This window comes from Paucibacter sp. KBW04 (genome assembly GCF_003852425.1).
In the GTDB taxonomy this organism is placed as follows: domain Bacteria; phylum Pseudomonadota; class Gammaproteobacteria; order Burkholderiales; family Burkholderiaceae_C; genus Paucibacter_A.
Genome location: NZ_QAJN01000004.1, coordinates 250,104 through 271,281, shown reverse-complemented (window position 1 = coordinate 271,281; position 21,178 = coordinate 250,104). Strand labels below are relative to the sequence as shown.

Annotated in this window: 14 protein-coding genes; 12 read left to right on the top strand and 2 right to left on the bottom strand. The window is 65.7% G+C overall.

Features of this window, described 5'->3' with window-relative positions:
- Positions 1-223 precede the first annotated feature (223 nt).
- The 8 genes from DBR47_RS07320 (at position 224) to DBR47_RS07285 (ending at position 12,237) form a co-directional block, all read left to right on the top strand.
- Entirely contained in the window at positions 224-1,435 is a 1,212-nt protein-coding gene (locus tag DBR47_RS07320) for a urate hydroxylase PuuD (protein ID WP_124448444.1), read from the top strand.
- 111 nt (positions 1,436-1,546) lie between these two features.
- Positions 1,547-2,443: a PEP-CTERM sorting domain-containing protein gene (locus tag DBR47_RS07315; protein ID WP_231512174.1), complete on the top strand. Its 897-nt coding sequence runs from the start codon at positions 1,547-1,549 to the stop codon at positions 2,441-2,443.
- Positions 2,444-2,488: 45 nt separating this feature from the next.
- Complete coding sequence (locus DBR47_RS07310; protein ID WP_124448442.1) at positions 2,489-3,841, top strand: glycerate kinase; 1,353 nt, start codon at positions 2,489-2,491, stop codon at positions 3,839-3,841.
- A 140-nt stretch (positions 3,842-3,981) separates the two neighbouring features.
- Positions 3,982-4,791, top strand: coding sequence for a Crp/Fnr family transcriptional regulator (locus DBR47_RS07305; protein WP_197046918.1), 810 nt, complete (start codon positions 3,982-3,984; stop codon positions 4,789-4,791).
- A 177-nt stretch (positions 4,792-4,968) separates the two neighbouring features.
- Positions 4,969-5,799, top strand: coding sequence for an HDOD domain-containing protein (locus tag DBR47_RS07300; protein ID WP_197046917.1), 831 nt, complete (start codon positions 4,969-4,971; stop codon positions 5,797-5,799).
- A gap of 108 nt (positions 5,800-5,907) precedes the next feature.
- A complete protein-coding gene (locus DBR47_RS07295; protein WP_124448436.1) occupies positions 5,908-8,946 on the top strand; it encodes a DUF3857 domain-containing protein in 3,039 nt (1,012 codons plus the stop codon).
- A gap of 162 nt (positions 8,947-9,108) precedes the next feature.
- Positions 9,109-9,681, top strand: a complete 573-nt coding sequence (locus DBR47_RS07290; protein WP_197046916.1) for a DVUA0089 family protein — start codon at positions 9,109-9,111, stop codon at positions 9,679-9,681.
- A 135-nt stretch (positions 9,682-9,816) separates the two neighbouring features.
- On the top strand, positions 9,817-12,237 hold the full coding sequence (locus tag DBR47_RS07285; protein ID WP_124448431.1) for a S8 family serine peptidase: 2,421 nt from the start codon (positions 9,817-9,819) through the stop codon (positions 12,235-12,237).
- A 58-nt stretch (positions 12,238-12,295) separates the two neighbouring features.
- Here DBR47_RS07285 and xdhB read toward each other — a convergent pair whose 3' ends face one another.
- Both xdhB and xdhA read right to left on the bottom strand, forming a co-directional pair.
- Positions 12,296-14,596, bottom strand: a complete 2,301-nt coding sequence (xdhB, locus tag DBR47_RS07280) for a xanthine dehydrogenase molybdopterin binding subunit (protein WP_124448429.1) — start codon at positions 14,594-14,596, stop codon at positions 12,296-12,298.
- Positions 14,593-16,143: a xanthine dehydrogenase small subunit gene (gene xdhA, locus DBR47_RS07275; protein WP_124448427.1), complete on the bottom strand. Its 1,551-nt coding sequence runs from the start codon at positions 16,141-16,143 to the stop codon at positions 14,593-14,595. Before xdhA ends, xdhB begins: the two co-directional genes overlap by 4 nt.
- Before the next feature lie 47 nt (positions 16,144-16,190).
- Here xdhA and guaD point away from each other — a divergent pair, with 47 nt between their 5' ends.
- From guaD to DBR47_RS07255, 4 genes are read left to right on the top strand one after another with little or no spacing between them, the layout of a single operon-like run.
- The gene (gene guaD / locus DBR47_RS07270; protein ID WP_124448425.1) at positions 16,191-17,540 is read left to right on the top strand and encodes a guanine deaminase; all 1,350 of its coding nucleotides are present in this window, start codon (positions 16,191-16,193) and stop codon (positions 17,538-17,540) included.
- 52 nt (positions 17,541-17,592) lie between these two features.
- On the top strand, positions 17,593-19,131 hold the full coding sequence (locus tag DBR47_RS07265; RefSeq protein WP_124448423.1) for an ABC transporter ATP-binding protein: 1,539 nt from the start codon (positions 17,593-17,595) through the stop codon (positions 19,129-19,131).
- The gene (locus tag DBR47_RS07260; RefSeq protein ID WP_124448421.1) at positions 19,124-20,197 is read left to right on the top strand and encodes an ABC transporter permease; all 1,074 of its coding nucleotides are present in this window, start codon (positions 19,124-19,126) and stop codon (positions 20,195-20,197) included. The genes DBR47_RS07265 and DBR47_RS07260 overlap by 8 nt, the downstream gene beginning before the upstream one ends.
- Positions 20,198-20,206: 9 nt before the next feature.
- The gene (locus tag DBR47_RS07255; RefSeq protein ID WP_124448419.1) at positions 20,207-21,127 is read left to right on the top strand and encodes an ABC transporter permease; all 921 of its coding nucleotides are present in this window, start codon (positions 20,207-20,209) and stop codon (positions 21,125-21,127) included.
- Positions 21,128-21,178 lie beyond the last annotated feature (51 nt).

Genomic DNA, 21,178 nt, shown 5'->3' with positions numbered 1-21,178 from the left:
CCACTTCGCAGCCGACGCCTCTTCTGCCGCGCAGACTCCTAGCGCCTGATTGCGCTTCGAGACCCCCAGGAAAACGCCCGTGCTTGCACGGGCGTTTCGCTTGTGGCGGCTGGCTACACTGGCCCCAAGCCTATCGGGTCGCAGCGGCGTGAAAGTGGACGCGACCGGAAACCGCGGCTCACAGCGCCCGCTTTGTGGTGAGCCGCCTTCGCTTGGACCTTGCATGGAAAGCTATCTGCTCGACTGGGCCAATCTGCTTCTGCGTTGGCTGCATGTGATCGTGGGCATTGCCTGGATTGGCGCTTCCTTCTACTTTGTCTGGCTGGACAACCATTTGCTCAAGCCCAGCGACCAGGCCCTGCAGGCCAAGGGTGTGGACGGTGAGTTGTGGGCCGTGCATGGCGGCGGCTTTTACAACCCGCAAAAGTACATGGTGGCGCCCAGCCATCTGCCCCAGCATCTGCACTGGTTTTACTGGGAGAGCTACTGGACCTGGATGAGCGGATTCGCGCTCTTCGTCGTGCTCTATCTCTTCAATGCCAGCAGCTTTCTGATCGACAAACGGGTGTTGGACTGGACGCCTGCCGCGGCGATTGCTGCGGCCCTGGGTTTCCTGGCCGCGGGCTGGTTGGTCTATGACCAGATTTGCCGTCGCTTTGGCCGTGACCGCCAGACCGGTGCCATCGGCAATGACGGCCTGGTGCTGGGCTTGATCGCCGTCTTTGTGGCCCTGGCGACCTGGGCCGCTTGCCAGCTGTTTGCCGGGCGTGCGGCCTTCTTGATCATCGGCGCCATGCTGGCCACCATGATGAGCGCCAATGTCTTCTTCTGGATCATCCCGGGCCAGAAGGAGGTGATTGCCGATATGCGGGCCGGCCGCACACCCAGCCCGCTGCACGGCCAACGCGGCAAGCAGCGCAGCGTGCACAACACCTACTTCGGCCTGCCTGTGTTGGTGGCCATGCTCAGCAACCATTACGGCATGCTCTACAGCGCGCGCTGGAACTGGGCCGTTCTGATCACCTTGATGCTGGCTGGCGTGTTGATCCGCAGCTACTTCGTCAAGCGCCACAAAGGCGTCAATGCCTGGGGCCTGGTGCTGGCGGCCTTGATTCTGCTCGGTGCCTTGATCGTGGCCCTGGCGCCCACGGTCTCGGCGGACCGGCAGGGCGCGGGCAAGGAAGTTCCGGCCACTCCAAACATTGCTCAGGTGCAAGCCATCGTCGCCCAGCGCTGCCAGATGTGCCACAACGAGGCGCTCTCACAGAAGAACATCCAGCTCCACACGCCGGCCTTGATCGAGCAGAACGCGCAAGCCCTGTACCAGCAGGCGGTGGTCTTGAAGCTGATGCCGCTTAACAATGCCACGCAGATCACCGAGCAGGAGCGGGCGGTGCTGGGGCGGTGGTTTGAGGCAAAAAACGCTAAGCCATGAGCTGGCTCATTGTTTGAGCTACATCATCAAAAGCGTTGAAGCGCGCGGGAGAGTTAGGGATGGTGAGAGCCTGAGACCGCGGCGTTAAATGGCGCTGCCACGGAAGAATTTTTGACCTTGGCGCTGGCATCGTCATGCCTGGCGGGGTCGCCGGGCTGGGTCGAGTCTGACGGAGACGACGAGAACGGCAGACCCAGCTCTGTGCTCAGTTCAGGTCCTTTTTGCTTGCTTGTTCTCAAAGGATTCGCCATGAAGTTTCTCCCACGCGTGATTTCGAGATTGCTTCAGACACTGGCTGCGGGCGCTGCGCTCAGCTTCACGCTGGCGGCACCTGCCCAGGCGCAGGCCGCTTGGTCTTCGCTGTCGCTGAGTTTCTTGCAGCCCACCGGCACCGTGGGTGCCAATGACTCCATCGATGTCTATTTGCGTTTGGTTAATACGGACGCCACGCAGAGTTTTGTGGTGGACAACAGCCTGCCCTTGGGGGGCATGAATGCTGCTGACTTGCCGCTTGAGGGCTTCGCCGGCAATGATGCCAACGGTCAACCGATCTACATGCCGTTTGCCAACTACAGTAGTTTTTATCTCTCGGTCGGCTTCGGTTGCAGCGGCAACTTCACCGCTGTGGGTGGGTGTCTTGCGGGCCCGCCTTACACATTCAGCTTTGCTGACAATCCCTTCGGGCAACCTTATTCTCTTGCCGCAGGTGCCCATCAGGACTATCTCTTCGGCACGTTCAAACCTACGGCGGGGCCCGTCGCAGCCGGTGACTACTTCTTCTACCGCAGTGTGTTGTGGCTGAATGTGTATGGAGAAAGCGCCGATGGCACGAGCCTGAGCAGCGTGGTCTTTCCGGCCACGACCTGTAATGGCGATAGCCCGGCCGCCTGCCAAGGCCAAAGCTACTTCATGCGCACCGTCACCGCCGTGCCCGAGCCCGCCAGCTACGCCCTGTTCTTGGCTGGCCTGGGCCTGTTTGGTCTTTTGCAGCGGCGCCGTCGGGCCTGATGGGCCAAGCGACTAGCATCGTGGCGATGCTTCCATAATCGCCCGATGAATGCCGCCACGCCCCAATCGCCCCTCGCTTCACTCCCGCCGCCTCGCGACTTGCTGCAGCAGCTCTACGCCGCCGCCGTGGGGCGGGCGCTGCCCAGCCAAGTGATGCCGGCCCTGCTGCCCGAGTTGTTGGCGCTGGCACCCAAGCCGGGTGAGGGCCGCACCCTGGTGTTGGGTGCCGGCAAGGCGGGTGGGGCGATGGCGCAGAGCCTGGAGCAGCTATGGCCGCAAGACCTGACCCTGTCTGGCCTGGTCATCACCCGCTACGGCCATTGCCCGCCGGACTACCGCCCTAAGCGCATCGAGCTGGTGGAGGCGGCTCACCCCGTCCCGGATGCCGCAGGCCAGGCGGCCAGTGCTCGTTTATTGGCGCTGACCGAAGGCTTGGGTCCGCAGGATCTGGTGATTTGCTTGATCAGCGGCGGCGGTTCGGCCCTGCTCAGCTTGCCGGCCCCGGGCCTGAGTTTGGCCGATAAGCAGCAAATCAATCGCGCCCTGCTGCAATGTGGGGCCTCTATCAGCGAGATGAATTGCGTGCGCAAGCATCTCTCGGCCATCAAGGGCGGGCGCCTGGCGGCGGCTTGCGCGCCGGCGCGGGTACATACCTTGCTGATCAGCGATGTGCCGGGCGACGATCCCTCCATCATCGCTTCTGGCCCCACCGTGGCCGATGCCACGAGCTGCGCCGATGCCCTGGCCATCTGCCAGCGCTACCGCATTCAGTTGCCCAGCGCGGCCTTGCAAGGCCTGCGTTCCGGGGCGTTTGAGACGCCAAAGCCCGGTGATGCGTGCTTTGAAAATCAGCAACTCACCCTGCTGGCCACGCCGCAGATGAGCTTGCAGGCCGCGGCCGAGGCCGCGCGCGCCATGGGTTTGCCGGCCCACATCCTCAGCGATGAGATCGAGGGCGAGTCGCGCGATATCGGTCGCATGCATGGTGCCCTGGCCCGCGCGGTGGCTAGGCGCGGCGAGCCTTTTGCCAAGCCCTGCGTGATCCTCTCCGGCGGCGAGACGACCGTGACCGTGGCGCCGGGCAGAAAGCCCGGGCAGGGCGGGCGGGCCACCGAGTTCCTGCTGGGCTGCGCCCTGGCCCTGGCCACCGAGCAAGGGGGCGAGCCCGGCGTCCATGTGCTGGCGGCCGATACCGACGGCATCGACGGCGTGGGTGAGAACGCCGGCGCCCTGCTAACTCCCAGCAGCCTGGCCCGCGCCCGCGCCCTGGGCCTGAGCGCGCAGACGGCGCTGGACGCGCACGATGCGCTGAGCTTTTTCGCGCCTCTGGGGGATCTGGTCAGCCCCGGGCCTACTTTCACGAATGTGAACGACTTCCGCGCGCTGCTGATTCTTTGAGTTTGGTTTGTCGCAAAAAGGGCGTGAAAAGAGCGGGGCGCGGGCGCTGAGGTCGCGCCGCCATTTGACTTCGCTCAAAGACAGTCCCGGGCAAAAGCCTGAAAGTCGCCGCTATGCACCGACTTCCGGACCGCCCTGCCGTGGAAACTACCGCCCTGAACGTCAGCCCCAGCGCTAGCCCCAGCCCACTTCCCGTCCCGCCCGAACCCAAGCTCGCCAGCCGGGCCTTGCTTCGTTCCGGTGAGAGTCTGAGCAGCAGGCGCAGCACGCCTATCGCTGAGCTCAGGGTCAGCGCCGAGCAATGGGCGGCCGTGATGGGCAGCCCCGCACTAAGCCTGAATGAGTTGCAGGCCTTGGAGGCCCTGGGCCGCTGCCGTCGGGTAGCGCCGGGCGAGTTGGTGTTCCAGAAAACGCAGGCGGCCGAGCAATTGGTCGCCGTCTTGGACGGTGTGGTGGGCCTGGGCAGCATGGCTGCGGACCAGCAATTCCATCTGGAGCGCAGCGTGCATGGCCCGGCCTGGCTGGATCTCAGCAGCGCGTGGGTGGGCGCCGGCCACGGACAAGACGCGCAAGCCATGGGCCCGGCCGTCTTGCTGGAGATCCCGCTGAGCGGCCTGCGGCCTTTGTTGCAGCGCTTTCCCGATATGAGCGAGCGCCTGCTGATGGCGCTGGCCCAGACGGTGCAAAAACTCACCGGGGCCACCCATGATTTGATGGCCAAGGACGCGCAAAAGCGCTTGATCACCTGGTTGCTCTCACGGGCCGCCGCGCCCGATGGCGATGTGGCCCTGCGCGAACGCAAGCGCGAGCTGGCGGCCCAGCTGGCCATCACGCCCGAGACCCTGTCCCGGCTTTTGCGCCAGCTGATGAGCGCCGGCCTGATCGAGGTGCGTGGCTACTCCATCAAACTGCTCAATTCGGCGGCACTGCGCGCCCTGGTCCAGGCCTGAGTCGCGAAGCTGCTGCGGCGGGCCGTGATTTGTTGGCGGAGTGCAGGGTGATTCCTTGTTATTTGTGTGCGGCGTTCGCGCACTCTCAAGCGTAGACTGCAGCAGCGCCCAGGCCCTTCGGGCCCGCGCATGCCCCACCGTTTACCGGTCCCAAGGTCTGAGCTGAGGAGTTCTGCTGTGAGTCTTGCCGCCGAGAAATTTTTCCAGAAAAGCACCGCCATCCCCACCATGCCCGAGGTGGCGAATCGCCTGATACGCAGCTTCGATGACGATAACGTCAGCCTGGCCGCGATTGCCGATCTGATCGGCAAGGACTCCGGCCTCTCGGCCAAGGTCTTGCGCCTGGCCAACTCGGCTCGCTACAGCCCCTCGCACCAGATTGCCAGCCTGCAGGACGCCGCCGCCGCCCTGGGCCTGGAGACCTTGCGCAATCTTTCGCTGGCGGCCTGCTTGTCGGGCGCCTTCCCCAATGTCAAGGGCCTGGACCGGGCGGCTTTTTGGCGCCACAGCATCGCCACCGCGGCCTATGCCCGCATCCTGGCCAAGATGGTGCATCTGGACGCCGACACCGCCTACCTCTGTGGCCTGATGCTGCGCACCGGCCAGATCCTGATGGCCTTGAGCGAACCCGATCTGGTGGGCGAGGTGGAGACTCTGGCGGTGGAGCCGGGCAGCCGTTACTCACTGGAGCAGCATCGCTTTGATTGCAGCCATGCGGATGTGACGGCCTCCCTGGCCTCGCACTGGCATTTCCCCAAGCTGATGGTGCAGGCCTTTACCGATGCCAATGCGCCGATGGAGAGCCGACCTTTCTCCCTGATGGCCGCGGTGCTTCACATGGCCGAGGTGCTGGCTGACGCGGCTCAGCAGCACGACCAGCCGGTGGCGGCCTTGAATGCTGCCGTGCCCGAGCTCGTGGAGCATCTGCATCTGGACCTGGCCTTTTTGGAAGCCAAGCTGGTGGCCGCGGGCGATGTGTCCAGTGATGTGGAGCAGCTGCTGCACTGAGGTTTTCAGGCGACAACGCTAGCCCGGCGGGGCTCTCCACTTACCGCACAATCAGCCCCATAGGCTGGGGCTTCGCCCCGCTCTGCGAAGCCAGGGGAGGGCTTGTTGATGCGGCGAACTATTGATTGGCGCAAGACGGTGCTGGCAGCGAGCCTGCCGCTGAGCTTGAGTCTGATGCTGGCAGCAGGCCCCAGCTGGGCGCAAGCCCCGCTCAAGGCGAGCACGCCTGCTGCCAAGGCCCAGCTGGCCGACAAAGCCGCCAGCAAAAACGCCAAAGCCAAGGACAGCCCCTATCCCGCCCCAGTGGCCGGTGCCGGTTATCGCTTTGGCCCAATGCCGGCCTGGGTGAAGCCAGTGCCCGCGCCCTCAGGCGTTGCCGCTGCGGCGGCCTCGGCCAAGGCTGGCACCGCGACGCTGGGGAATATTCCCGGCCTGCCGCAGGCGGCCCCGGCTCCGGCTCTGACCAGCGGACCCGAGGCAACGAGCCCCAGCGGCGCAAGAGCCAGGCGCGATCGTCTGGTGGACGTGCAGATCCATTTGCAGGCCAAGGACAGCCAGAGCTTTTTTCGCCTGCACACCCAGGCCCTGGACAGCTCCACCCTGCGCGAGGTCTCGGAGCCTCAGATCAGCTTCAATCCGGCTTACCAGACCCTGGTGATCCACAGCGCCAGCGTGCTGCGCGAGGGTCAGCGCCTGGACCGGCTCAAGAACGCCCGCATCGAAATCATGCGGCGCGAGCAGCAGCTGGAACAGCAGATGATCGATGGCGTGCGCACCGCCCTGGTCGTGCTGAACGATGTGCGGGTGGGCGATGTGGTGGAGATGGCCTACACGGTGGAGGGCGAGAACCCGATTTACGAGCATCGCTTTTCGACGCTCTTGCAGCTGGCGGCCGACACCCCCATCGATCAGCTGCATCTGCGCGTGGAAGCGCCCCAGGGCCGCAAGTTCTACACCCGCGGCATTGGCGCGCAGCTGCAGCCCGAGCGCCTGGAGGAGGGCGGCCAGCAGGTCTTGCGCGTGCTGCGCGAGCAGGTGGCCCCGGTGCTGGCCGAGGCCGGCACGCCGCCCTGGTTCAAGGTCTACCCGGCCTTGCAGATCACCGAGTACGCCAGCTGGGCCGAGTTGGACCAATGGGCCCAAGGCCTTTTCATGCCCGAGCCCAGCGGCACGCCGGCCACGGCCAAGCTGGCCGAGCAGGTGGCGGCCCTGCGCGCCCTGGGCTTGCCGCCTGAGCAGACGGTGGCGGCCGCCCTGCGCTTTGTGCAGGACGAGGTGCGCTACTTCTCGGCCAGCCTGGGTGAGAGCTCGCATCGCCCCAAGCCCGCCTCGCGCACCCTGAGCGAGCGCCTGGGCGACTGCAAGGACAAGGTCATGCTGCTCAATGCCTTGCTCGGCGGCCTGGGTTTCGAGGCTCGCCCCACCCTGGTCTCGATGGCGCGCAACCGTGGCCTGGCCAATTACCTGCCGGCGCACGATCAGTTCGACCACGTCATCAGCCGGGTGCAAGTGGGCGAGCAGCTGTACTTTTTGGACCCCACCATCGCCAACCAAGGCCTGAGCCTGCAAAAACGCGGCTACTACCCCTATGGCCTGGGCCTGGTGGTGGGCGGAGCCAAGCCGGGCGGCGAGCTCGCCTTGCAAACGGTGATGCCGCCCAGCTTTGCCGAGGACAGCCTGAGTTATCGCCAGGACTGGGATCTGCACGATTTGCAGCAGGCGCCCCAGCTCAAGACGGCCCTGATCGCCCGTGGCCTGGCCGCCGAGCGCTGGCGGGCCGGCTTTGCCAATGCCGGGGTGGATCGCATCGCCCAGGCCATGGCCGGGGCCTATCTGCGCCAGCTGCCCGGCTTGCAGACGGTGGGCCAGCCCGAGTTGCTGGATGACCGTCAGAGCAATCAGTTAGAGCTGCGCATGAGCTTCCAAAACCCCGGCATGGGCGCGTACACGCGCGGCGGCCTGGAGCTGGAACTGCCCGCCGCCGAGATGGCCGATCTATTGCAGCTGCCGCCCGAGGCCAAGCGCCGCATGCCCTTTATGCTGGAGCAGACCTCGGCGGTGGACCGCCAGCTGGTCTTGCTGGCGCCGCGCGCCTTTGTCGGCCAGCCGCCGCCGGTGCAGCAGGTGGGGGACAAGCATTTCAAGCTCTCCACCCGGCTGGAGCTGCAAGACAACAAGATCACCATCGCCAGCAAGTTCGAGCGCCTCAGCGACGAGGTGCTGCCGGCCGATCTGGAGGCTTTTCGTGAGCGCGTGGCCAAGGCGCGGCAGATCACCGGCAATCGCCTGCGCCTGAACCTGCTCGACACCAAGGCCTTGCAAGGCCAGTTTGCCGACAGCGACCGTTGGTTGGCCAAGTTCAGAAAAGGCCAGCCCGATGCCTTGTTTCAGATCCTGCAGCAAAACGAGATCAACCGTGTCGCGGCCACCTCGGTGCTGCCCAAGCTGGACCCCAAGAGCCGCTGGGCCGCCCAGCTGCTGGTGGAGCGCGGCCAGGCCAACAACCTCTTGGGCCATTTCACCGCGGGCTTGAATGATGCTCAGGCCGCCATTGATTCCCCAGCCGCCGGCCCGAATGAATTGGGCGGCGCCTGGGAGGCGCGCGGCGTGGCCCTGGTCGGCCTGGGCCGACCGGCCGAGGCCTTGCAAGCCTTTCAGACCCGCGCCACCTTGCCCGACGCCAGCAGCGCGGGCAATTGGCTGGCCAGCACCCACTATCTGCTGGGCGACTACGCCCAGGCCGAGCAGGCCCTGCGCCAAAGCCTGGGCAATAGCAATGGGGCCGAGCGCGAGTTCAGCCTGCTATGGCTTTACTTCGCTGCCGAACAACAGGGCGGCGGCAAGGGTCGCGCCGCCATCGCGCCTGAGCTGGCTTCGGTGGACGCGGGCAAATGGCCTGGTGCCGTGCTGCACTACCTGAATGGCGGCCTGGACCGGGATGCCTTGTTGCGCCTGGCCCGCGAGCGGCCCGACCAGGAACGCCTGCGTCTGGCCGAGGCCTATTTCTATATCGGCCAGCAACTGGCCGCCCAGGGCAAGCGTGCCGAGGCCAAACCTTGGTTCGAGCGCACGCTGGACACCCAGGCCTTGCCCTACCGCGAGTTCACCCTGGCGCAGTGGGAGCTCAAGCGCGCAGCACGGCCCTGATCACCGCGGGATCCCCCTAGTCCGTTGTGCGAGTAGCGGTGCGTTTTGCCTGTTCATCAGGGGAAACCGGGTTCTTGGCTTGGCGAGCGCTGGCAATACTTCTTGCCGGACCAGTGCCTTGCGGCGCTTTCTCTCATGACTCTTGACCCTGGAGAACTTCGCATGAACAAGCGTTTGAAAACCTTGGCCGCCTTGCTGCTGAGTGCAGCGGCGGGCCTATCGCAAGCGGCGCAGTACGACTTTGCGGGCAGCCTGTCTTTTGACAATAGCGTGGCCAAGATCCAGTTCAGCGTCAGCAGCGCGGTGGGTGATTTCAAGTTCTGGACCGACTCCTTCAACAACGGCAGCAACTTCGACCCGGTGATCCAGCTCTGGTCCATGAGCAGCCCCACCAGCGGCGTGCTGCTGGGTGAAAACGATGACTTCTTTGGCCCCGCCATGGCGGGCCAGAGCAGCGCCGACGCCACGCTGCGCCTGGCCAATCTGACGGCAGGCAACTATCTGCTGACCATCGTGGCCAATCCCAATTACGCCAACACCAGCTCCTACGCCGATGGCTTTGCCCTGGACGGCGCCACGCCCGGTGCCTTGCAAGGCCTGCCGGGCTACACGGCCCATATCAGCGCCGATGGCAATGGCCTCAATGTGACCGCCGTGCCTGAGCCCAGCAGCTGGGCCCTGATGCTGATGGGCGCGGCCGGCCTGGCCCTGAGCCAGCGCAAGCGCAAGGCCTGAGGCGGCTGGCCTCGGGCCCCTTGGCCCCAGGTCTTTTCCCTGAATTTATTTCGCTGTGTTCAGGCCTTGGGGTCTGGATGCGGAGCTTCGCCGCCTGGGCATTTGGCTTTGGTGGTTTTCTGCGAGGAATGAGCGATGAAACAAGACAAAAAGGCAATCAAGAGCCAAGGCAGCCTGCTGGCCACCAGCATCGCGCTGGCGCTGTCCACTTTGGCACTGTCCGCCGTGGCGCAGACCAGCCCCAAGCTGGGTCTGGGTCTGCGTGAGTTGGCGGCTCAGCAGCAGGGCCTGGATGCTGGCGCCAAGGGCCGCACGGCGGTGCTGTCCGCCAAGCAGGCCTTGCGCGCAGGCGGCGACGCCTTGATGTTCGATGCCCAGGAGCGGGTCCGAGTCAAGGTCACCTTGGACGGGCAGCAGCCTCTGCCGGCGGTGCTGGCCGCCACCGAAAGCCTGGGCTCGCGCGTGCTCGCCTCCAGCGATAAATACCGCAAGGGTGTGCTGACGGCCTATGTGCCCATCAGCGCGCTCAACAGCCTGGCCGAGACCTCGGGCGTGCGCTCGGTGGTGCTGGCCTTGGGCCTGGAAACCAATGTGGGCGCGACCACCTCGCAGGGGGCGCCAGCCATGCGCACCGATCAGGTCAATGCCCAGGGCGTCACCGGCGCTGGCATCACCGTGGGCGTGATGTCCGACAGTTTCAACACCAGCACCAATGCCATCAAGGCTGCCAACGATGTGGCCAGCGGCGACCTGCCCGGCACCGGCAACCCGCTGGGCAATAACCAGAACGTGGTGGTGGTGGTGGACCAGCCCGGCGGCAGCGACGAAGGCCGGGCCATGGCCCAGATCGTTCATGATCTGGCCCCCGCCGCCAAGCTCTGCTTTGCCACGGCCTATAGCACCGAGGTGGATTTCGCCAACAATATCCGCGCCCTGGCCGACAAGTCCGGCGCCTGCAAGGCCGATGTGATCGTCGATGACATCATCTATCTGGCCGAGCCCTTCTTCTCCGACGGCATCATTGCCCAGGCGGCCGACGAGGTGGTGGCGGCCGGCGTGCCCTACTTTTCCTCGGCCGGCAATCGCAGTGCCAGCCAGGGCTATCTCGCTGACTTCCGCTCGGTCAGCAAGGCGGCGGCCACGGCGGCCGGCCAGAGCGTCGATCTGAGCTTGATTGCCGACGCCGACAGCAGCGGCGGCTTGCACAACTTCAACAGCGGCGCGGGCACGCCGGATGTGAGTCAAACCATTCAGTTCAGCGGAACGGGCCGGGTGGTGTTCCAGTGGAATGACCCCTTTGATGCGGGCAAGGTCACGACCGACTACGACATCTATCTTTTCAATGCCGCGGGCACGGCCATCGTCTATTCGTCCAAGGATGACAATCTGGCCACCGACCAGCCGCTGGAATACATCTCTGCGGCAGGCGGCACCTACCAGTTGGTGGTGGTGCGCAAGGGCAATGCGCCGCTCACGCCGGTGGCGAGCAAGCTGCGTTATGTGCTCTTCGGCAGCGTAGTGAATGCCGAGTACATCGACTACAACACCCCAGTCACCTATGGCCACAACTCGGCGGCCGGTGCCATCGGCACGGCGGCCATCCCCTGGTTCCAGACCTACCAGCCGGAGTCCTTCAGCTCGCCCGGGGTGGTGCGCATGTATTTCGATCGTGCCGGCAACCGCCTGGCCGAGCCAGAGGTGCGCCTGAAGCCCGATGTGGCCGCCATCGACGGGGTCAACACCACCTTCTTCAGCTCGGATTCGGCCGAGGACGCCGACAGCTTCCCCAATTTCTTCGGCACCAGCGCGGCAGCGCCTCATGCCGCCGCCGTGGCAGCGCTGCTGCTGCAAAAAGCCGGTGGCCCGGGCTCGCTCACGCCGGCCCAGGTGCGCAGCGTGCTGCAGAGCACGGCCCTGCCGCACAGCTTGCAGCCCAATCTGGTGGAGGCCGTGGCCACGGCCGGGGCGGCCAAGGTCACGGTGATGGCGGAAGGCAATGGTGACACGCCCAGCTCCTTCAACCCCAATGCCTTCAAGCTGTCCATGGTGGCCCCGGCCGGCTACACCTTGCAAAACGTGACGCTGGACCTCAGCACGGCCAATGCCGCCCGGGTGCGCCTGGGCGTGCCCGCGCCGGGCATGTTGTTTGACCCGCGTGCGGCCACCACCGGTTACCCCCTGACCCTGGGCGCGCTGAAAAACATCACGGCCGGCCAGATCAGCTTCACCCGCGCCGGTGTCTTGGCCAACACGCAGTTCGACAAGCTGACGCTTAACTTCACGGCCGGTGCCTTCGGCAATAAGAGCAGTGTCGGCTTTGGTGTGGACCGGGACGAGCGCGCCACCGGCGGCGGTGGCAATGCCGCCGATCTGTTGGCCGGTGCCACGGTCAGCGGTGTGGTCGTCGTGCCAGGCGGCAGCACCATTCCCTTCAGCACCACCTTCAAGCCTCGCCTGTTTGCCAAGGGTTTCTCGCCCCTGGATGGCTTCGGCTTGATCGATGCGCTGAGTGCCGTCAACGCGGTGAACCCACCGGCGCCCAAGGTCGCAAAGTAAGGCTTTGAAGTGAACGCCAGCGTGCTGCCGCCTCGCGGCGCAGCACGCTTTTTTCTTTTTAGCCCTGGACTTGGCTGACCGCCTGCAGCACCCGCTCGGCCGTGGCGGGTGCCAGCAGCAGCGGGTCGCAGCCCGCCGGGCCGCAAGCCGCCACCGCATCCTTCAAGGCCAGGAGCACGGCAAAGCCCAAGAGCAGGGGCGGCTCGCCCACGGCCTTGGAGCGGTGGATGCTGTCGGCCGCATTGGGCTGCTGGTAGAGGGCGCTGCGGAAGTCCGGCGGCATGTCATTGGCCGTGGGGATTTTGTAGGTGCTGGGGGCGTGGGTCGTGAGCAGGCCGCTGCTGGGATGCCAAACGAGTTCTTCGGTCGTCAGCCAACCGGCGCCCTGCACGAATGCACCTTCGTCCTGGCCGATGTCCAGCGCCGGGTTGAGCGACTGGCCGGCATCGTGCAGCAGATCGGCCCGCAAGATGCGGTTCTCGCCGGTCAGCGTGTCGATGATGACCTCGGCCACGGCCGCGCCGTAGGCAAAGTAGTAAAAGGGCTTGCCCTGCAGTTTTTCGCGATCCCAATGCAGGCCGGGTGTGGCGTAGAAACCTTCGCTCCAGAGCTGCACCCGCTGCAGATAGGCCTGGGCGACCAGCGTTTGAAAACTCACGCTCTTGCCGCCCCCCTGAACCTGGGCTTGGGCGAAGCGCACTTGGTCTTGCGCACAGCCCAACAGCTTGGCCGCGATGGGCAGCAGGCGCTGCTTGATGCGCCGTGCAGCATCCTGGGCGGCCTTGCCGTTCAGATCGCTGCCGGTGGAGGCGGCGGTGGCCGAGGTGTTGGCGATCTTCTGCGTGTCGGTGGCGCTGCAGCGCACGGCGGCCGCTTCCAGGCCCAGCTCATGGGCGACGACCTGGGCCACCTTGGTGTTGAGCCCTTGGCCCATCTCGGTGCCGCCATGGTTGACCAGGACCGAACCATCGGTGTAGACGTGCACCAAGGCGCCGGCCTGGTTGAGGTGGACCACATTGAAAGAGATGCCGAACTTCACCGGCGTCAGCGCTAGGCCTTTTTTCAGAATAGGGCTGCTGGCGTTGAAGGCTGCGATGGCCTGGCGGCGGGCCGCGTAGTCGCTGCTCTGGGCCACTTGCTCTGTCAGCGCGGCGATCTGGTTATCTTCAACCGTCTGGCCATAGGGCGTGATATTGCGGCCTTCCGTCTCGCGATAGAAATTGCGCTGCCGCACCAGCAAAGGGTCCAGCCGCAAGCGGCGCGCCACCGAGTCCAGAATCATCTCGATGGCCAAAGCCCCTTGCGGCCCACCAAAGCCGCGGAAGGCGGTGTTGCTCTGGGTGTTGGTGCGGGCGCAAAAGCCGTGCATGGCCACATGGGGCAGCCAGTACGCATTGTCGAAATGGCAGAGCGCGCGCGCCATCACCGGGGCGGAGAGATCGGCCGAGTGACCGCAGTTGGCGATCAGCTCGATCTCGGCCGCCAGGATCTGGCCTTCATCGTCAAAGCCCACCTGCCAAAGGTAGTCAAAGCCGTGGCGGCGGCCGGTGATGAGGAAGTCGTCATCGCGGTCCAGGCGCAGCTTGACCGGCCGGGCGAGTTTGTGCGCGGCGATGGCGGCGACGCAGGCGAACAGGGCCGATTGCGACTCCTTGCCGCCAAAGCCGCCGCCCATGCGCCGGCACTGCACCTGCACCGCATGCGCCTGCCAAGCCAAGGCGTGGGCCACCAGCTGCTGCATCTCGCTGGGGTGCTGGGTGGAGCAGTGCAAGAGCAGGGCGTTCTGCTCCTGGGGCAGGGCGTAGCTGATCTGGCCTTCCAGATAAAACTGCTCCTGGCCGCCCACGCGCCACTCGCCTTGCAAGCGATGCGGCGCGGCCTGCAGAGCGGCGCTGGCATCGCCACGGCTCAGATGCATGGGCGGGATCACATACTGGCCTGCGGCATGGGCTTCCAGTGCGGTGAGCACCGCCGGCAAGGCTTCGAATCGAATCGCCTGCTTGGCCAGCGCCGCCGCGCGCCGCGCCAGTTCGCGCGTGCTGGCGATGATGGCGAACACCGGCTGGCCGAGATAACTCAGTGTGTCAGCGGCAAGAATGGGGTCGTCAGGCAGCAGCGGGCCGCAGTTGTTCTCGCCCGGGATGTCGGCCGCCGTCAGCACGGCCACGACGCCGGGCTGGCGGCGCAGCAGATCCAGATCGATGGACAGCAGGCGGCCATGGGCGACCGGTGAGAGGCCCAGGGCCGCGTGCAGCGTGCCTTGCAGTTCGGGCAAATCGTCGCAGTAGCGAGCCTCGCCCGAGACATGCAGGGCAGCGGATTCATGCGGACGGCTGACGCCAACGATAGGGGCGCTCATGCCTGGCTCCCGTTCGTGCTGATGGCTTGCCAGACCCGGCTTTGCGCCGCCAGCAAGGGCTGGTCTGGCCGTGTCTCCAGCCAGAACTTGTGGAGGAGGTTTTGCGCCACCTTGAGCCGGTAGTCGCTGCTGGCCCGCATATCGCTCAGGGGCTTGAAGTCCTGACTCAAGGCCTGAGCGGCACGCGCCGCTGCCTCGGCCGACCAGGCCTGGCCCAGCAAAGCGGCTTCAGCCGTGGCCGCGCGCTTGACGGTGGCAGCCATGCCGCCAAACACCAGGCGGGCCTGACGCACGGTGTGGTCGTCATCCAGCTGCAGGGCGAAGACGGCGCAGAGGGCGGAGATATCGCTATCAAAGCGTTTGCTGATTTTGTAGGCGCGCAGGGGCTGTGTGGCCTCAGGCAGGGGCAGATGCATCGCCTCGACAAACTCGCCGGGCAGCAGCGCATTCTTCATATAGTCCAGATAGAAGTCCTGCAAGGGCAGGCGGCGTTGCACAGTGCCCAAGCGCAGCACGATGTCGGCGCCCAGGGCGATCAGCGCCGGTGCGCCGTCGCCGATGGGCGAGCCATTGGCGATATTGCCGCCCAGGGTGCCGGCCTGGCGCACCGGCGGCGAGGCAAAGCGCAGCCACAGCTCGCGCAGCTCAGGCGCGGCCTCGGTCAAGGCGGCCCAGGCGTCTTCCAGCCTCGCGCCCGCGCCTATCCACAGGCCGGGGCGGCCATCGGGCCAGGCCTGGCTGCGGATCTCGCGCAGCTCGGCGACGGCGCCGAGGTAAATGATGTCGCCCAGATCGCGGAACTGCTTGTTATGCCAGAGGCCGATATCGGTGCTGCCCGCCAGCAGCCGGGCCTGGGGCAGGGCCTGGCGCAGCTCGGCCAAGGCCTCCAGCGTGCGCGGGGCGTGGAAGTGATCGATGCGCCCTGGGTAGGCCGGGTTGGCCGCTGCATAGTGCAGGGGCGGGTCTTGCTGCAGGGCTTGGAGTGCGGCGGCAATGGGGGCGGTGGCGATGCGTTGCTGGGGCCGCTCAAACATGGCCTGGCCGGCATCCAGAATCGGCCGGTAGCCGGTGCAGCGGCAGAGATTGCCGGCCAGATCATCGGCCAGTTCTTGGCGCGTGGGCCGGGTGCCGGCTTCGCAGTGGCGCTCGTAGCAGGCTTGCAAGCTCATCACAAAGCCGGGGGTGCAAAAACCGCATTGGCTGCCGTGGCAGTCCAGCAGGGCTCGCTGAACCGGGTTGAGCGCCGCGCTGCTGCCCAGATCCTCCACCGTCAACAAGGCCTGGCCGTCCAGCGTGGGCAAAAACTGGGTGCAGGCATTGACATTGCGCAGCTGCAGCTGGCCGCCCACCAGTTCGCCCAGCAAGACGGTGCAGGCCCCGCAATCGCCCTCGGCGCAACCCTCCTTCGTGCCCGTGCAGTGCGCGTGCTCGCGGAGCCATTGCAAGACCGTGGTCGTGGGGGCCAGGTCTTGCACGGCCTGGATCTGGCCCCGCTGAAAGAAACGGATGGCGCGTGGCGGGATGTGCGTTTGGGGGCTTGTGCTCATGGGGAAAGGCCAGGGCTGCGGGGCTCAAAGATATAGGATGCCAGGGTATGTCATCTGCTGCCTCCCAATCCCCCCGTGTTTCCCCACTACAAAAGCTGGCATTGCGCGGCGATTTATTGGACTTTGTTGGCGAGCCCGCTTGGGGTGAGCTGGAAACTTCGACCCTGCGCTTTCAGCCCGACACCTGGCTCTTGATCGAGAACGGCCGCGTGCAGGGTACGCAAGTTCAGGCGCCCGATGTGGCCGAGGGCTGGGAGCTGCAGGACTTCAGTGGGCGGCTGATCCTGCCGGGCTTTATCGACACCCATGTGCATTGCCCGCAGCTGGATGTGATCGCCTCTTACGGCGCCGAGTTGCTGGACTGGCTCAATACCTACACCTTCCCGGCCGAGTGCCGCTATGCTGACCCGGCCGTGGCCGAGCGGGGCGCTCAGCGTTTTCTCGACGCCTTGTTGGCGCATGGCACGACGGCGGCGGTGGTCTTCCCCACCGTGCACAAGGTCTCGGCCGAGGCCTTGTTCGAGGCCGGCGCCCAGCGCGGCATGCGCCTGATCACCGGCAAGGTCTTGATGGACCGCAATGCGCCTGCGGCCTTGCTGGACGATGTGGCCAGTGCCGAGCGCGACTGCCTGGACCTGATCTCCCGCTGGCATGGCCGCGAGCGCTTGGCCTATGCGGTGACGCCGCGCTTCGCCCCCACCAGCACGCCCGAACAATTGGCCATGGCCGGCGCTCTGTGCCGCGCCGACGCCTCGCTCTTTATGCAAACCCATGTGGCCGAGAACCGCGAAGAGGTGCGTTGGGTGGCGGAGCTTTTTCCCACGGCGCGCAGCTATCTGGATGTGTATGAGCGGGTCGGGCTCTTGCACCCGCGCGCCTTGCTGGCTCATGGCATCTGGCTGGATGAGACGGACCGCCAAGCGCTGGCCCGCAGCGGGGCGCAGATCTCGTTTTGCCCCTCCTCCAATCTCTTCCTGGGCAGCGGTTTGTTTGACTGGCCGGCGCTTGCCCAAGCCGGCGTGAAGGTCAGTCTGGCCAGCGATGTGGGCGGCGGCACCAGCTTGTCCATGCAGCGCAACCTGCTGGACGCCTACAAGGTCCAGGCGCTGGCGGGGCGGCGGCTGACGGCCTGGTCTGGCCTCTACGCGGCCACCCGCGGCGCGGCCGAAGCCCTGGGTTTAGCGCAAGAGATGGGGCACTTCGGCGTCGGTACACTGGCCGATGTGTGCGTGTGGGATTGGGCGCAAGGCCCGGTGGCAGGGGCGCGGGACGAGGTCGTGCGGGGTCTGCATGAACGCGTGTTCGCCTGGATGTGCTTGTCTGACGAGCGCAATCTGCTGCGCAGCTATGTGTCTGGGAAAATACGCTATTCGCGTGACGAAGGCATGAAGGGCTAAGCCCTTTGTTTTTGCGGTCACCCCCTCCCTTGCTCTCAGCCCTTTCTTTTCGATGAAACCACGCCTGGAACTCACCGGCATCAGCAAGCAGTACCCGGCCGTCAAGGCCAATGATGGGGTGAGCCTCAGCGTTGCGGCGGGGCAGATCCACGCCGTGCTGGGCGAAAACGGCGCCGGCAAATCGACCTTGATGAAGATCATCTACGGCGCGGTACAGCCCGACGCCGGCGAGATCCGCTGGAACGGCCAGGCCTTGTCCCTCAAGAGCCCGGCCGAGGCCAGGGCGCTGGGCATCAGCATGGTCTACCAGCATTTCTCGCTGTTCGACACGCTGACCGCGGCCGAGAACGTCTGGCTGGGGCTGGACAAGACGCTGAGCCTGGCCGAGGTGATCGCCCGCATCCGCGAGGTGGCGCAGAGCTACGGCCTGGAGGTGGATCCGATGCGGCCGGTGCACACCTTGTCGGTGGGCGAGCGCCAGCGGGTCGAGATCGTACGGGCCTTGCTGGGCAAGCCCCAGCTCTTGATTCTGGACGAACCCACCTCGGTCCTAACCCCACAAGCCGTGGACAAGCTGTTTGCCACCCTGCGCTTGTTGGCGGCTCAGGGCTGCTCCATCCTCTACATCAGCCACAAGCTGGATGAGATTCGCGCGCTATGCGATCACTGCACCGTGATGCGGGCGGGCAAGGTCACCGGCGAGGTGGACCCGCGCACGCAGAGCAATGCCGAACTCTCGCGCCTGATGATAGGCAATGAGCCGCCGCCTCTGCGGGCCGCGCCGGCCGCCGCCCTTGCGCACAAGGGTGAGCTGCCCGCACTGGCCTTGCGTCGGCTCAGCCTGGCCAAGTCTCAAGCCTTTGGCACCACCTTGGTGGATCTGGAGTTGGAGCTGCGCAGCGGCGAGATCCTGGGCGTGGCTGGCGTATCCGGCAACGGTCAGCAGGAGTTGATGGCGGCGCTCTCGGGCGAGGATGCGCGGGGTGAGCCGGGGTCGGTCCAACTCTTCGGCCAAGACATTGCCCGCAGCAGCGCACGCAAACGTCGCCATCTGGGCCTGCACTTTGTGCCTGAGGAACGCTTGGGCCGCGGCGCGGTGCCCGATCTGTCGCTGGCGCAAAACACCTTGCTGACGCGGACCGAGAACATCAACCGCTGGGGCTGGGTCAAGGTGGGCCAGGTCCAGCACCTGGCCGAGAGCTTGATCGCCCGCTTCAACGTCCGGGCCGGTGGGGCCGGGGCGGCGGCGCGCAGCCTCTCGGGTGGCAATCTGCAGAAATTTATCGTCGGCCGCGAGATCTCGGCCGCGCCCAAGGTTTTGATCATCGCGCAGCCGACCTGGGGCGTGGATGTGGGCGCGGCGGCGCAGATTCGCGCCGAGTTGCTGAAATTGCGTGACAGCGGCTGCGCCGTCTTGGTGGTGAGTGAGGAGTTGGACGAGTTGTTTGAGATCAGTGATCGCCTGGTGGTGATGGCCCAGGGCCGTCTGTCGCCGGTGCTGCCCATCGCGCAGGCCAATCGCGAGTTGGTGGGCGAGTGGATGAGCGGGCTGTGGAATGTGCGCCAGCAGGGAGTGGCCCAGCATGTTTAAGTTAGAAGCGCGCCCCCAGCCCTCCAAGCTGATGGCCCTGGCCTCACCGCTGCTCGCCCTGGCCGTCACCGTGGCACTGGGCGTGGCGCTGTTTATGCTCTTGGGCAAGGACCCCCTGCGCGGCCTGCAGATGTTCTTCTGGGAGCCCGTGCGCAGCGCCTATGCCTGGAGCGAGTTAGGCCTGAAGGCCACGCCGCTGATCCTGATCGCCCTGGGCCTGGCGCTGTGCTTTCGCTCCAATGTCTGGAATATCGGGGCCGAGGGACAGTTCATCATCGGCGCCCTGGCCGGCGGCTGGGTGGCCATGCAGGCCGATGCGGGCTCCAGCCGCGTCCTGCTGGTAACGACGATTCTGCTGGCCGGCACCCTGGGCGGCATGGCTTGGGCGGCCATCACGGCCGGCCTGCGCTCGCGCTTCAATGCGAATGAGATTTTGGTCAGCCTGATGCTGGTCTATGTGGCCGATCTGCTGCTGAGCTATTTGGTCTACGGGCCCTGGAAAGACCCGGCCGGCTATAACTTTCCCCAGTCCATCAGCTTCCTTGCCGTCAGCAAGATCCCCAAGCTGATCGAGGGAACGCGTCTGCACATCGGTGTGTTGATTGCGGCCGGCGCGGTGCTGGCCATGTGGGTGTTTATGTTCCGCAGCTATGCGGGCTTCGCCCTGCAGGTGGGCGGCTTGGCGCCGGCGGCGGCGCGCTATGCGGGTTTTTCATCGCAGCGGGCGCTGTGGACGGCCTTGCTGGTGTCCGGTGGTTTGGCGGGTTTGGCGGGCGCGCTGGAGGTGGCCGGGCCCCTGGGCCAGCTGACGCCCTATGTGCCGGCGGGCTATGGTTTTGCCGCCATCATCGTGGCCTTTGTGGGGCGTTTGCATCCGGTGGGCATTGTGTTCTCCGGCCTCTTGATGAGCATGTTTTATATCGGCGGCGAGCTGGCGCAGTCGCGCCTGGGCCTGCCCAAATCCATCACAGGGGTGTTCCAGGGCCTGCTGCTGTTCAGCCTGCTGGCCAGTGACACCTTGATCCATTACCGCTTGCGCCGGGCCCATCTGGCCCTGGCCAAGTAAGGAGTTCGCGTGGAGTCTCATGCACTCTTGATCGCCGCCTCCTTGAGTGCCGGCACCTTGCTGGCGCTGGCGGCCCTGGGCCTGCTCATCAACGAGCGGGCCGGCATCGTCAATCTGGGCGCCGAAGGCATGATGTTGGTGGCCGCGATGGTGGGCTTTGCCACCGCTTTTCATACCGGCAGCGACGCCCTGGCCCTGCTCGCCGGCATGGGCGCGGGCGCGCTGATGGCGGCGGTGTTCGGCCTGCTGGTGATCTGGCTCAACACCAATCAGTACGCGGCCGGCCTGGCCTTGAGCTTGTTTGGCGCGGGTTTTTCGGCCTTTGCCGGCATCCGCTACACCCAGGAAAAGCTGGGGCCACGGGCCTCGTTTGAGATCCCTGGCCTGGCCGACATCCCTTTGCTGGGCCCGGCCTTGTTCAAGCAGCATCCGCTGGTTTACGGCGCCATGTTTTTGACGGCGGCCATTGCCTGGTTTCTCTACCGCTCGCGTTCGGGTTTGGTGTTGCGAGCCGTGGGCGAGTCGCCCGAGTCCGCCCATGCCCTGGGCTACCCGGTGCGGCGCATACGCTTGGCGGCGGTGATGGCGGGCGGCGCGCTATGCGGCCTGGCCGGCGCCTACGTCTCGGTGATCTACACACCGCTGTGGGTGGAGGGCATGATTGCCGGCAAGGGTTGGATCGCGCTGGCGCTCACGACCTTCGCCACCTGGCGACCAGCGCGCATCCTGGCCGGCGCCTATCTCTTCGGTTTTGTCACCATGCTGCAGTTCCATCTGCAGGGCCAGGGCGTGGCCATCGCCAGCCAGTTCCTCAGCATGCTGCCTTATCTGGCCACCATCACGGTATTGGTGCTGATCTCCAGCAACGCCAGCTTCATCCGCGCCAATATGCCGGCCTCGCTGGGCAAGCCTTTCTTTCCGGGTTCTTGAGCCCGCTCTTTTCTTATTTCAATTTCATCGTCCTACCGTCCACAGGAGAAG

What these genes read in the sequence shown, in the direction of transcription:
- DBR47_RS07285 (WP_124448431.1), top strand. Translation starts at nt 9,817, where the DNA reads ATGAAACAAGACAAAAAGGCAATCAAGAGCCAAGGCAGCCTGCTGGCC.
- DBR47_RS07310 (WP_124448442.1), top strand. Translation starts at nt 2,489, where the DNA reads ATGAATGCCGCCACGCCCCAATCGCCCCTCGCTTCACTCCCGCCGCCT.
- DBR47_RS07290 (WP_197046916.1), top strand. Translation starts at nt 9,109, where the DNA reads ATGAACAAGCGTTTGAAAACCTTGGCCGCCTTGCTGCTGAGTGCAGCG.
- xdhA (WP_124448427.1), bottom strand. Translation starts at nt 16,143, where the DNA reads ATGAGCACAAGCCCCCAAACGCACATCCCGCCACGCGCCATCCGTTTC.
- DBR47_RS07260 (WP_124448421.1), top strand. Translation starts at nt 19,124, where the DNA reads ATGTTTAAGTTAGAAGCGCGCCCCCAGCCCTCCAAGCTGATGGCCCTG.
- DBR47_RS07320 (WP_124448444.1), top strand. Translation starts at nt 224, where the DNA reads ATGGAAAGCTATCTGCTCGACTGGGCCAATCTGCTTCTGCGTTGGCTG.
- guaD (WP_124448425.1), top strand. Translation starts at nt 16,191, where the DNA reads ATGTCATCTGCTGCCTCCCAATCCCCCCGTGTTTCCCCACTACAAAAG.
- xdhB (WP_124448429.1), bottom strand. Translation starts at nt 14,596, where the DNA reads ATGAGCGCCCCTATCGTTGGCGTCAGCCGTCCGCATGAATCCGCTGCC.
- DBR47_RS07295 (WP_124448436.1), top strand. Translation starts at nt 5,908, where the DNA reads ATGCGGCGAACTATTGATTGGCGCAAGACGGTGCTGGCAGCGAGCCTG.
- DBR47_RS07265 (WP_124448423.1), top strand. Translation starts at nt 17,593, where the DNA reads ATGAAACCACGCCTGGAACTCACCGGCATCAGCAAGCAGTACCCGGCC.